Raw genomic sequence first — 11,894 nt, 5'->3', positions numbered from 1 at the left:
GAATGTTTGTGTGGTAACTACATTCTACACGAGGTCGTTATGGGCTTCCTTTATATTGACTTCTAGGTGTTGCACTTAATATTACAATCCGTCATTTATAAAAAAGCAATGTCCTCCAAATGCATTCAAGGACATTGCCAAAATCGATCGTACAACCGATAAATTATTTATTGAAGCGTACAAGGCGCTCAATTGGAAGACGTGAAGAACCATAAGCTGGTCCAGCTGCCTCGCCAATCGCTAGTAATAAAATAGGTACTTCGTTCGGTGGTAACTCCATGTATTCAGCAAATTTTGATTTGTCGAAGCCTCCCATTGCGACTGTATCATAGCCCATTTCCTTCGCTAATAGCATAATTTGCATTGAAATTAAGCCTGCGTCAAAGTGAACGATATTTAGAAGCGCTTCTTTTGGAATCGCACCATACATTGCTAGGGAATCCTGGGCAAGCTTACTTGCAATTTCTTCAGGCATATAGCCTAGCTCAACATTTTTTGCATAAATTTCCTCTGCATTTAGATACATTTCTGTATCTCCAATGACAGCGATAATGGCAGATGCTGTTTCGATTTGTTCTTGATTAAATGAAAAAATATTAATGTTCTTTTGGATTTCTTTATCATCGATGACGATAAAGCGCCATGGCTGCATATTGCTTGAAGATGGGGATGAAGTTGCATCTTCTAACAGTTGCATAATCGTTTCACGAGAAATCGTTGTGTTAGCATTGTATTTACGAACTGATTTACGCTCGTGCATAATTTGTTTTACTGGTTTAGTTGTTGTCATTTTATTTCCCTCTTTTACTAAATATAAATTAAACCGCTTTAATTGTTACATTGATATTGCCCATTGTCGCTTTTGAATATGGACAAACGGTATGTGTAATTTCTAATAATTGCTGTGCCTCTTCAATCGATAAGCCTTCAATATGTCCTTCAATGTCAACAGCAAGCACGTAGTCAAATGCAGCTTGCTCCATTAGTTTAACCGTTGCTTTAATTGTTGATGCCCCTTGAATTTTCTTTTGACGTTTAATTAAATCTAACGCGCTATTAAAGCAAGCGCTATAACCTGCTGCAAATAGTTGTTCTGGGTTTGTAACATCCGCTAATTTCGAGCCAGGTGGTGCAATATTTAATGATAATGATTGATCCTCTGCATACGATTTACCATTACGGCCACCGTTATTAATCATTGTTGTTGTATATAATTCTTTCATAAGATTAACCTCCTTTTATGTGGCACAATTAAATTAGATTGTGCACAATTTAATTGTGCGTAATAGATTGTATACAATTTAATTGTGTTTGACAAGTAGAAACTTTATTTTTAATATTAGTATCAAAAGTACTTTAAGAGGGGATTCCCATGCCGAATCATTTAGATAATCAACTATGCTTTCTTTTGTATGCGACTTCAAAGGAAATCATTCGACAATATACGTTGTTATTAAAGCCATACGATTTAACTTATACAGGTTATATTGCCATACTAGCGATAGAGGACGATGAGCAAATTACAGTGAAGGAATTGGGGCAACGTTTATTTTTAGACTCTGGTACATTAACACCAGTATTAAAAAAGTTAGAGGTAACAGGCTACGTCCGTCGTGAGCGTTCCAAAGACGACGAGCGACAAATGCAAATCTATTTAACAAAAGCAGGAATTGAAGTACGCCAAAAGCTACCTGAAGTGTCACGTCAAGTAATGAAGCAAACCAACATTTCAGAGCAGCAGTATGTGCAGCTGAAAAACGCCCTTCAAGATATTTTACTAAACGACTTGCCAATCAAAGATGAAAAGCTAGGAAAATAAAATGATTTATGAGTCTCTCCCTGAACTATTGGATCAATCACATAGGATTCAGCCACAAAATGTTAACGCCAGCTATCAAGTTGGCGTTTTTTATTTTATATCCAATCTAGCCCACAAACCCCAAAGACATGGCTATATCCTACAAATTAATATAACTGTTAAAAAGAAATCGAAGCGTTGAAATGGATGAACGTAATGCAGCAGGAAACTATGTCGTGATTGAACATGCTAATAATGAATTTAGTATGGTTGCACATTTTAAAAAGAACGCAATTTTAGTAAAATCAACATCGTAACAGAAGGGCAACTTATTGGGAAATGCGGAAACTCTGGTAATTCATCAGAACCTCATATTCATTTTCAGGTAATGGATTCCCCGGATATTGTATATGGAAAGTCCATTCGTATTCTTTTTAAAGATGGTAATGAGCCAATACAAGGGGATACAATATCTTAAACATACGAAGCGAAAGCAAAGTGTCAGGTATGGAAGTCTCTCACCTCTATAGGTGAGATGAATGCGGGATTAAGTTACTATTCAATAAGATAGTTCAAAATTTTTGATTTTTATGTATTTGTGCAAGTATTCTATGCAAGAGGTGATAGAATGGAGAAACATAAAAAAATAATAGCTATTTCAGGTAGCATTCGAGAAGGCTCTTCCAATACGAATATATTAAAGGCTTTAGCAACTTTTATTCCTGAAGGTATTGATTATTCTATTTATAACGGAATAAAAGATCTTCCGCATTTCAACCCAGATATAGATGGAACGGAACCACCAGCTGTTGTAGAGAATTTTAGAAAAACGTTAGCTGAAGCACATGCACTTATAATCTGTACGCCAGAATATGCAAAAAGTGTTCCAGGAGTTTTGAAAAATTCTTTAGAGTGGCTTGTTTCGTCTGCCGAACTTTATAAAAAACCCGTAGCTGTTATAACAGCTTCTCCATCAGTTACTGGAGGAGACAAAGCGCATGAATCTTTACTACTTACTCTAGGCATGATTGATACGATTATTGTTGAAAATGGATCGTTGCTAGTTCCGGCTGTCGGAACTAAATTTAATGATAATGCCACAGTGAAAGACGAGAGCACCAAGCAATCACTTATTGACCTTATCAATAGTTTAGTAAACGAGATTAATAAATAACATAATCAACAAGTGCACGGATGCACTATAAAGCACAATTCTACCTTACGATATGGTGGCGTAGCTCTTCCAAGGTATCTAAAATTAGCTATCGACAATTAAATATTTTACCGCAGTAGAAAGGTCTTACTTCTAGCACAGTAAGGCTTTTTCTTTTGTGGAAAAGAAATTAACACCGAAACAACAAGCGTTTGCTGATTACAACATTGAGTTAGGAAATGCTACTTTAGATAACTGGTTGAAATGGTAATTGGTTAACGAGTTCAAGATCACCCTACAATAGGTGATCTTGAATACTCCGTTTTCAAATTTCGTTACTATTTACCAAATAAAAGGAATTAGTTTTTTAGTTTTCTGTTTATATAATGTAAATTGTTCTCCGTACTTGTTTTGTAAGTAATCATCAGATTTTGGAATATAGCCAAAAATAAATACTAAGAATAAAAATAGAGGGATAAGCAAACTATAAATATTGTTAGAGATTAGCGCTAAGCCTAGTACCCAAAGGCAATCTCCGAGATAATTAATATGAATCGCATATTTAAATAAACCGCCTGTATATAGTTTACCTTTGTTTTCAGGATTGTCTTTAAAAGGTTTTCTAAGTAATTCTGAAACCGTGTTTAACATACTGCCACCTAAAAATAATATCCAGCCTACAATAAGTACTATTAAGTTTGGATCCTGATTACTAGTAATCATTAAAATGGGGAAACCTAAATAATAAATCCCGAAAGCTAGACTATTCATGATGGCTTCTTGCCATGCAATCCCCCTAGGCAACCATATAAACATCATAGCTGTTAATCGTATAGCTGTAATAATTAATGCAATAAAAAGCCCTAGTGAAATGCCTGATTTGTCATATGTAATGAAAAGTAAATAATAGGCAATGATTAAATAGATAATCTCAGCAACTAAAATCAAGAATTTTTCTTTTATCGTTGACTTGTTAATACCATACATTGTGAGACGCTCCTTCATTTATTTTATAGGAAAATATACCTCAATGATATTACTCTCCTCCGGTGTGCTATAGGGGTCCGTTTGATAAATTTCAAACGGAGCACCGTTCAGTTTATAGTTATTTTCAGCAATCCAAACATGCAGCTTTGTATGAATAGAAGGTAATTCATAGTAAGAGCCAATAAGCGTAGCCATTGCGCAAAGACCAGGATTAAATACTTTTGTTTTATTTGTGGGCAATGCAAGAGGAATGGCAATTTCTACATCATAATTTTCAGGTTCATATTCTGAACTATGGAAAATAGCGAGTGGTTTAGCAATAGGTGATAAATTCTCAAACAAAATTTTACTAAACAACTCATTAAAGTGTCTTAGAAAATCAGCGGTATTTATTTGTTTTCGTTGAGATATTATATGATAGGTTAAGTGATCCACAAGTTTAATCTCAATCTGATCTAAATAACCCATGATATTTTCCTCTTCTTCTAATAGCTGAATATCAAGCTTTAATTTTTTTGACAACGAAGAATAAAATGTAATCTGTTGTGTCAGATTTTCCTGCTTGGCTTTCATTTTAGAGTGAAGAAGTTCGGCATCCTCCCAATTAGCTAAAATAACCTTGATTTCTTCTAACGAAAATAAATAGCTTTTTAAGCGTGCAATCAATAAAGCTGTTTCTAATTGAGAAATATTATAATAGCGATAGTTGTTTTTAGCGTCTATGAATGCAGGTTTTAAAAGTCCAATTTCATCATAGTAGCGAAGAGTCTTCAATGTGAGATGTGAGATCTTTGAAAACTCACCGATTGTAAGCATAACAATCACCTCCTGTTTTAAATATAATGCTTCCTGTAAGGGGAGGGTCAATATCAATGTAACTAAATTTTTTTATCGTCATATAAAATATTGGCGGAAGTTGATTGTGAGACTGCATTAGGGTGGGAGTAGTTCAATGAATTTGATTTAAACCTCAAGTTGGTTATACATTCCACAGGTGTTAGTCAAACTGTTGATAAGAAATCTAAGGTGCAGTTTTATATGGGGATATTATTTATTTAGATAAAAGGAAAAAGTTGATCCAGAAAGTCATGTAAAAAAGGACTTCTTGGATCAACTTCAGAGGTTGTGACTATCATTATAAGTACATTTCATCATCGCCACTAATGATCTCTTCTTTTAATTGAGGATGATTTTTAAGAAATTCCATCAAGCGTACTGCTGAACCATTAGGTTGATTTTGACCATTTTCCCAAGATTCCACTGTTCGAACTGATACGCCCATTAAACCAGCAAATAATTTTTGCGTTAATTGTAATTGAGTACGTAATTCTTTAATAGCTTGAGAATTATATTGTGGTAACTCTCTTACAATAATCTCACGGGATCTTGTTCTACCTGGCTTACCCTCTATAAAATCTTGCGCTTGTTGAATACTTTTCATCATGTCATCAAAAAATTGGTTAGTCATAAGTGCTTACCCCCTAAAGAAAATGGATATTGATTAAATTTCCTCTCCACATTTTTTAATACGGGTTCTGCTTCAAAAAATCTGGGCATTAGTGTGGTAGAAATATTTATAAAATTTAATATTTAGAGGTCATGAAAGATGAATTAATGGGTTTTACTCCTTACGTTTGCTTTTAATGTAGTGAAATTATTTGTTCAGAGATTTAGGAAAGAACAAAATGATGAATGGAAACTAATAAGAGAATATTGTGAGCACCTGAATTCGGAATCTTTTATTTCTAACTAACCTAGGTTCTCGCTAAATTATAAAAAGCTGAATGAGATCATTCAGCTTTTAGTATGTTTATTCTCGAATAACTAATAGTACACCGCTAAAGATTAATGCAGTTCCAGCCCAAAAGGATAGGCCGATTTGTTCGCCTAGTAATAGCCATCCTAGGAAGGTACCGACGATTGGTTGAAAGAAGAAAAATAAACCACCACTTGCGGCGTTCAGCATCTGTAATCCACGATTCCACAGTAAGAAACCACACGCTGTAGAGATAACGCCTAAGTAGAGTAGGCCGCCCCAGATTGATGGTTCTACCATAGCATGGAAGTCTAAATTTTTTAATCGTGGAATGGCTAAAGGTGTTAAAACAATGATAGCGACAAGTGTTCCGTAGCTAGTGACAACGATTTGTGAATACTGCTCCGGTACCCGTTTAATAAGGACGGACATCAGTGACCAGGTTAGGGCAGCGATTAGTAAAGCAACCCCACCTAATTGATGTGAGGAATCGATATGTGCACTTCCTACGATCATATAGACCCCAAATGTCGCTAGAATAATAGAAACAGCTTTTTTTAAAGTGATTTTTTCTTTTAAAATGAATCTCGCAAAAACAACCATAAATGCCGGTGTCGTTGCTGTAATGATGGCGCCCATTTGAGCAGTAGACAGCATAGTACCCATCTCTTGGGCAACGATAGAAATCGTATTTCCAATTAGCCCAATCATAAAGATTAACAGCCAGTCTCGTTTATCAATTCGCCACGATTGTTTTGTAATAATGCCAATGATGATCAAAGCAATTATTGCAATCATATAGCGTAGCCATACTAATTCTAAAGGTGGTACGGTATCGACAACTACCTTTACTACTACATACATGCCGCCCCAAATGCTAGCAGCAAGTGATAAATATAAGGAACCTAATAAGGTATTTTTCATTTTTTCCCCTCCGTTATCTCTAGACAATACCTGTCCTTAACGGAGATATGAAGATTCTCCGTTAAGGGAGAATAACTTCAGGTACATCGTGTTCAAATAATGGTGAAAAGATCATAATATAACCAGCTCCTTTTATAGTATTTCATTTATCATATAACATTTTTTTGAATTTGAGAGAAAAAAATGATCTGAGCCCGGTAAAATGTACCGAATTCAGACCATGTAATAGATTATTGAGCTGTATAGCCGCCATCAACAAGTAGGGTAGTACCATTGACAAAGCTTGCATCATCGCTTGCTAAAAATAGCACGGCTTTTGCTATTTCCTCTGGTTTTCCTAGTCTGCCTTGTGGATGAAGTGAAGCTAAATATTCTTTCTGTTGAGCATCTACTTCAGAGAGTAGGGGAGTTTCGATGTATCCCGGACATACGGCATTAACACGTATGCCTTCTTTTGCATAAGTAGTACATAAGTTTTGTGTTAACAGTTTTACGCCACCTTTTGCAGAGGAGTAGGCTGTTGGAGCTGGTAAGGAAACAAAACTATGAATGGAACCAGCGTTAACGATAACACCGCCTGTACCTTGTTTAAGAAATTGTTCAATTGCATATTTATCAGAAAGAAATACACCCGATAAATTAATATCAATCGTTCTTTTCCATTTTTCGTAGGATAATTCATGTGCTGGAGCATCATCAGCTACGCCAGCGTTTGCATACATAATATTTAGCTTACCGTATTTATTAACCGTTTCATTAATCATGTTTTTGATATCCTCTTCTTTTGTTACGTCTGTTTTGACGAAAAGAGTATCATATCCATTACTATTTAATTCTTCTGAAACGCTTTGTCCACGATCAGAAAAATCTGCAATAACTACTTTTGCTCCTTCTTCAACAAATAGGCGAACAGTCGCTTCGCCAATGCCACTTGCGCCACCTGTTACGATTGCTACTTTATCTTTTAATTTCATTTTTTATCCCGCCTTTTATTTTGCTGTTGGTATATTTACATCATACTCGTTTGATTCTGAAATACTATCCTATAAGATGCTGTATAATATTGAGTTTATATCGTCCATTTATAGGGTAATTAATTGTGAAGGAGCAGGATTTATATGACCCATTCAAATGAAGAAGTTACATTCCAAGAATTCGTCTTGTTTATTAAAATCTATAGCAAACAGCTAGAAGAAAATATAAATATCTATCTTAATCTAGAGCCTTCTATTTCTGAGTCGGAACGAAAAAGGACTACGATGCTGTTGGATTCGTTTATTCTTCTGTTAACTCATATCGATATTGAAGATATAAATGAAGCATATGGTGATTATTTAGATACGTGGCTTCAATCACAATTATCCATTATAGATATGAGAAGCTTTAACCTGTTTCAATTAATTTTTGAGAAGTCCTTGATTACCTTTATGATTCAACAGAAACATAGCCGAATGAACGTAATATTAATGTTTTTACTATCGATGTTTACTTATCTTGTTCAAAGTTATAACAAGTATGAGGAAGAGTATAAGACAAATTCCAAATCACATGAAAGTTTGGAACTGAAAAACCTTCTATTCCTAGATCAATTTAATAAGCTATTAATTCGTTGCTCGGGATATCAAGATTTAGCCTATATATTAAAAAAATGTGAAGAGTATTTTCGATATAAAAGATGCGTCTTTTATGCATATGCCCCATGGTCAAATCAATTCTACGGGGTCATTGGGGCGGAGCTTTCAAAAGTACAGAGCATGAAGGGGCAGCTCACTGCACAACATTTAGTTTTTGGTTCCAAGAAACCTATTTATTTAAGAAACCCTAAAAATTATGTAAAAGAAGCGCATATAAAATTATTTGATTTGTCCTCTGTGATTTTTATACCGATTATTCATGAAGATCAATTGTTTGGGTGGCTGACATTTGATCAGCTAGGTGAAGAATTTGATTGCACTAAAGATGAATTACAGTTACTTGAACAAGTTGGGCAACGCTTAGGGTTATTTTTATCAAGAAAAGGTGAAAAAGCGGAGAAATCCTCAGAGCTTCACTTAACTGAACGGGAAGCAATGATTTTGGGTTTATTAGCAGAAGGGTATGACAATAAAAAAATAGGTAGCTTCCTGTTTTTAAGCGAGCACACAGTAAGAGATTATGTCAGTAGTTTAATGACAAAGCTAAAAGCAAAAAACCGTACTCAAGTTGTCGCTTCTGCTTTTCGAATGGGACTGTTGTATTAAGTGTTTAAAATGTATGAAAAATCCGAATTAATTTGCGTTAAAAAATTTAAGGGAATACTATTGAATATACAATAAAAAAGAAGGAGTAGGGGCGTGTTATAAAGCTTTTCTCCGAATAATAAATATAGTAATAAAACATTATTTACGAATATTACAAGTGAAAGCAATTAAGCTTACACGATTGTAATGTAATTGAAAGCCAATACGATAGAGTGTAATACATTATTTTGCGAGAATGTGTATAGAAGCAAGAACAAGAAGCGGAGGAATACACAATGAATGAAAAATTAGAAGGCGTATATGAAGAATACAATCGTTACATATACCACTTATGTTTAAAACTTACTCGCAATAATGTAGAAGCTGAAGATTTAATGCAAGAAGTATGGGTAAAAGTTGTGCGCTATGAAGATAGCGTTGCCGAGGTGGAGCATATTAAAGCTTGGCTAACAACAATTACAATGAATACATTTAGAGATCGCTATCGTAAAAAGACACGACGTAGTAAATACATGATGAACCAACCTGAAACATTAGACGTACCGATATTAGATTTGGTTCCCAACAATGACATTTCAACAGAAGAAAAAATTGAAAAAGATATTGTTACTAAATTAGTACAGGATAAAATGGGTCAATTAGATACAATCTATCGTAAAACATTATGGTATTTCTACATAGACCAATTTTCACTTGCAGAAATCTCATCAATTATGAAAGTTTCAATTGGTACTGTGAAATCGCGCTTATTCCGAGCAAAAGCTCGTTTAAAAGAAATGCTAATGGCCGATGCATCCATAGTAGAGTCTGTGCTGCCAGCATAATTAAATGCATTGGTCGCACTAGCATAATTACTTAGTCGGAAGTATTCGCTCGGCCAATCCAAGAAAAGATGCATCGCAAAATTATTTTGCGATGCATCTTTTTTTTTGTATGGATTTTTATAGCAAGGAGGATGAACATCGTTGATGGTGAAAGTTGGTGGAGAATGGACATCGCTGGTAAAACCCCGAGCATCGCTGGTAAAAGGTTCAGAATCGCTGGTAAACCTCGAACATCGCTGATAGAAGAGCAAGAATCGCTGGTAAAACCTCGAACATCGCTGGTAGAAGAGCAAGAATCGCTGATAAAACCCCGAACATCGCTGGTAAAAAAGCTAGGATCGCTGATAAAACCTCGAACATCGCTGATAAAAGGTTCAGAATCGCTGGTAAAACCTAGAACATCGTTGGTAAAAGGGCAGAATCGCTGGTAAAACCTCGAATATCGCTGGTAGAAGAGCAAGAATCGCTGATAAAACCCCGAACATCGCTGGTAAAAAAGCTAGGATCGCTGATAAAACCTCGAACATCGCTGATAAAAGGTTCAGAATCGCTGGTAAAACCTCGAACATCGTTGGTAAAAGGGCAGAAACGCTGATAAAACCCGAACATCGCTGATAGAAGAGCAAGAATCGCCGGTAAACCGAGTCAAACCCTTAATATTGTGTAAAATTCTATACAAAGTTTTTCAACCCTGACTTTAGTTTTGCTAAATTTCCCAGCTTATACTGGGATTCGCCGCTAAAACTGTGAATTGCGCCGCTAACCAAAGGAGGAGCGCCGCTAAAACATAGAGTTGCGCCGCAAACCAAGCAAAGAACGCCGCTAAAGCAAAGAGTTGCGCCGCAAACCAAGCAAAGAACGCCGCTAGCAAGGAACTCTGCTAAACCTCGAAATCCCACCGCTAGACAAAGTGACTTTAGTCAAGTCACTTTGCCTGTTCTATCCATCACTCTGCAGTTATTTCCGTCAACACCGGTGAACATCGCTGATAAAAGAGCAAGAATCGCTGATAAAACCCCAAACATCGCTGATAAAAGAGCAAGTATCGCTGATAAAGCATCGGAAATCGCTGATAGAAGCGATTGGGGTGGGGAAGTTACCGTAAACTCGCCCAAAAAGAAAAACACCGCAAAAAGTTAGATTCATATCTAACTTTTTACGGTGTGAAAATGAAGCGTTTACTCATGTCGATTAGGTTCAACGTTGAGTAATTTTGCAAAAATATCTCGTAATGTTTGTACCTCATCAGCTGACAGCATACCAAACATATTTTGTATAATTGCGCTAACTTGCTGACGGGAATCTTCTAAAATATTTTCGCCATCAACTGTAATTTTCAATTGGGATGCTCGGCGATCTGTTGCATGCTGTGTTTTTTCAATAAAGCCAGCATTAATGAGCTTACTTGTTAAAACAGTGACACCACCTGTCGTCACTTTTAACCGATCAGCAATGGCAGAAGGGCGCTTTGGTCCCTCCTGCGATAAGTAGTCTAAAATTAAAATATGGGATTTTGAAAAGCCGAGTACATTATGATTATTCCACTCGTTTGCCCACTTACGCTCAATGGAAGATACTACTTCAAACAACGAGGTAATGGCTCTTTCTTTTTCTTGATCCATATAAGGTCAACTCCAAAACTGTTTTAACTTTCTTGTGCCAATCTTGTCATCGCGTTTAACTCATAAGCACGTACTCTGCGTGGAATAAAACGGCGAATGTCCATCTCATTGTACCCAACTTGAATACGTTTTTCATCAATTAAGATTGGGCTTCGTAACATTCTTGGGTGAGCTTGGATGATGGCAAACAACTCTTGAATAGAGAGCTGATCAATATCAACATTTAAATTTTTAAAATCATTTGAGTTAGTTGCAATGATTTCGTCTGTTCCATCTTCTGTCATGCTTAAAATTTCTTTAAATTCAGCAAGTGTTAGTGGATGTGAAGTAATACGTTTTTCTTTATATTCGATTTTGTGATCTTTTAACCATTTTAATGCTTTTCTGGATGAAGAACAGCTCGCTTGTGAATAAATTGTAACTGTCATTCTTCATTCCCCGCTTTCTTTTTTAGGATTATATTTAATATATATCTTATTAGTAAGTTAATTAGGTTATACATATATCTTACTAGTAAGCTATATATAAATCAATAGTTATTTGAAAAATTTTAAACAGAAATGAATTTTTTCTACTACACTAAAATATAC

At 35.5% G+C, this 11,894-nt stretch carries 16 protein-coding genes; 6 read left to right on the top strand and 10 right to left on the bottom strand.

All coding sequences use genetic code 11. The annotated features are described in order from the left end of the window. Positions 1-163: 163 nt before the first annotated feature. Positions 164-790 carry a nitroreductase family protein gene (locus ACIQ7T_RS13065; protein ID WP_370082528.1) on the bottom strand — a complete coding sequence of 209 codons (627 nt, stop codon included), beginning with the start codon at positions 788-790 and terminating at the stop codon, positions 164-166. A gap of 28 nt (positions 791-818) precedes the next feature. Further along, positions 819-1,223 (bottom strand): Ohr family peroxiredoxin, encoded by a 405-nt coding sequence (locus ACIQ7T_RS13060; RefSeq protein ID WP_049667871.1) that lies wholly within the window; start codon positions 1,221-1,223, stop codon positions 819-821. Positions 1,224-1,372: 149 nt separating this feature from the next. Here ACIQ7T_RS13060 and ACIQ7T_RS13055 point away from each other — a divergent pair, with 149 nt between their 5' ends. The 3 genes from ACIQ7T_RS13055 (at position 1,373) to ACIQ7T_RS13045 (ending at position 2,972) form a co-directional block, all read left to right on the top strand. Next, positions 1,373-1,819 (top strand): MarR family winged helix-turn-helix transcriptional regulator, encoded by a 447-nt coding sequence (locus tag ACIQ7T_RS13055; RefSeq protein WP_402870847.1) that lies wholly within the window; start codon positions 1,373-1,375, stop codon positions 1,817-1,819. A 283-nt stretch (positions 1,820-2,102) separates the two neighbouring features. Then, a complete protein-coding gene (locus ACIQ7T_RS13050) occupies positions 2,103-2,276 on the top strand; it encodes a peptidoglycan DD-metalloendopeptidase family protein (RefSeq protein WP_370082534.1) in 174 nt (57 codons plus the stop codon). A 150-nt stretch (positions 2,277-2,426) separates the two neighbouring features. Further along, positions 2,427-2,972: an NADPH-dependent FMN reductase gene (locus tag ACIQ7T_RS13045; protein WP_370082524.1), complete on the top strand. Its 546-nt coding sequence runs from the start codon at positions 2,427-2,429 to the stop codon at positions 2,970-2,972. A gap of 321 nt (positions 2,973-3,293) precedes the next feature. Here ACIQ7T_RS13045 and ACIQ7T_RS13040 read toward each other — a convergent pair whose 3' ends face one another. The 5 genes from ACIQ7T_RS13040 to ACIQ7T_RS13020 all read right to left on the bottom strand — a co-directional run bounded on the left by ACIQ7T_RS13040 (position 3,294) and on the right by ACIQ7T_RS13020 (position 7,592). Continuing rightward, the gene (locus ACIQ7T_RS13040) at positions 3,294-3,938 is read right to left on the bottom strand and encodes a methyltransferase family protein (protein ID WP_402870844.1); all 645 of its coding nucleotides are present in this window, start codon (positions 3,936-3,938) and stop codon (positions 3,294-3,296) included. Positions 3,939-3,956: 18 nt separating this feature from the next. Next, positions 3,957-4,754 carry a MerR family transcriptional regulator gene (locus tag ACIQ7T_RS13035; protein ID WP_370082520.1) on the bottom strand — a complete coding sequence of 266 codons (798 nt, stop codon included), beginning with the start codon at positions 4,752-4,754 and terminating at the stop codon, positions 3,957-3,959. 319 nt (positions 4,755-5,073) lie between these two features. Beyond that, on the bottom strand, positions 5,074-5,406 hold the full coding sequence (locus tag ACIQ7T_RS13030; RefSeq protein WP_370082519.1) for a helix-turn-helix domain-containing protein: 333 nt from the start codon (positions 5,404-5,406) through the stop codon (positions 5,074-5,076). 342 nt (positions 5,407-5,748) lie between these two features. After that, a complete protein-coding gene (locus ACIQ7T_RS13025) occupies positions 5,749-6,618 on the bottom strand; it encodes a DMT family transporter (protein ID WP_370082513.1) in 870 nt (289 codons plus the stop codon). Between the two features lie 230 nt (positions 6,619-6,848). Continuing rightward, positions 6,849-7,592: an SDR family NAD(P)-dependent oxidoreductase gene (locus ACIQ7T_RS13020; RefSeq protein WP_370082511.1), complete on the bottom strand. Its 744-nt coding sequence runs from the start codon at positions 7,590-7,592 to the stop codon at positions 6,849-6,851. Between the two features lie 144 nt (positions 7,593-7,736). Here ACIQ7T_RS13020 and ACIQ7T_RS13015 point away from each other — a divergent pair, with 144 nt between their 5' ends. The 3 genes from ACIQ7T_RS13015 to ACIQ7T_RS13005 all read left to right on the top strand — a co-directional run bounded on the left by ACIQ7T_RS13015 (position 7,737) and on the right by ACIQ7T_RS13005 (position 10,113). Continuing rightward, positions 7,737-8,858: a LuxR C-terminal-related transcriptional regulator gene (locus ACIQ7T_RS13015; protein ID WP_402870839.1), complete on the top strand. Its 1,122-nt coding sequence runs from the start codon at positions 7,737-7,739 to the stop codon at positions 8,856-8,858. Between the two features lie 275 nt (positions 8,859-9,133). Next, the gene (locus ACIQ7T_RS13010; RefSeq protein ID WP_132360114.1) at positions 9,134-9,682 is read left to right on the top strand and encodes an RNA polymerase sigma factor; all 549 of its coding nucleotides are present in this window, start codon (positions 9,134-9,136) and stop codon (positions 9,680-9,682) included. A 131-nt stretch (positions 9,683-9,813) separates the two neighbouring features. Then, a complete protein-coding gene (locus ACIQ7T_RS13005) occupies positions 9,814-10,113 on the top strand; it encodes a hypothetical protein (protein WP_402870836.1) in 300 nt (99 codons plus the stop codon). Positions 10,114-10,602: 489 nt separating this feature from the next. Here ACIQ7T_RS13005 and ACIQ7T_RS13000 read toward each other — a convergent pair whose 3' ends face one another. The 3 genes from ACIQ7T_RS13000 to spx all read right to left on the bottom strand — a co-directional run bounded on the left by ACIQ7T_RS13000 (position 10,603) and on the right by spx (position 11,732). Next, on the bottom strand, positions 10,603-10,797 hold the full coding sequence (locus tag ACIQ7T_RS13000) for a hypothetical protein (protein ID WP_402870833.1): 195 nt from the start codon (positions 10,795-10,797) through the stop codon (positions 10,603-10,605). A 63-nt stretch (positions 10,798-10,860) separates the two neighbouring features. Next, positions 10,861-11,304: a MarR family winged helix-turn-helix transcriptional regulator gene (locus ACIQ7T_RS12995; protein WP_402870830.1), complete on the bottom strand. Its 444-nt coding sequence runs from the start codon at positions 11,302-11,304 to the stop codon at positions 10,861-10,863. Between the two features lie 23 nt (positions 11,305-11,327). Next, positions 11,328-11,732, bottom strand: coding sequence for a transcriptional regulator Spx (gene spx / locus ACIQ7T_RS12990; RefSeq protein WP_053484570.1), 405 nt, complete (start codon positions 11,730-11,732; stop codon positions 11,328-11,330). Positions 11,733-11,894 lie beyond the last annotated feature (162 nt).

It is taken from the genome of Lysinibacillus sp. NPDC096212 (assembly GCF_044763105.1).
GTDB lineage: Bacteria > Bacillota > Bacilli > Bacillales_A > Planococcaceae > Lysinibacillus.
Note: the sequence above shows the minus strand (reverse complement) of the source record. Positions and strands in the feature narration are given on the sequence as shown.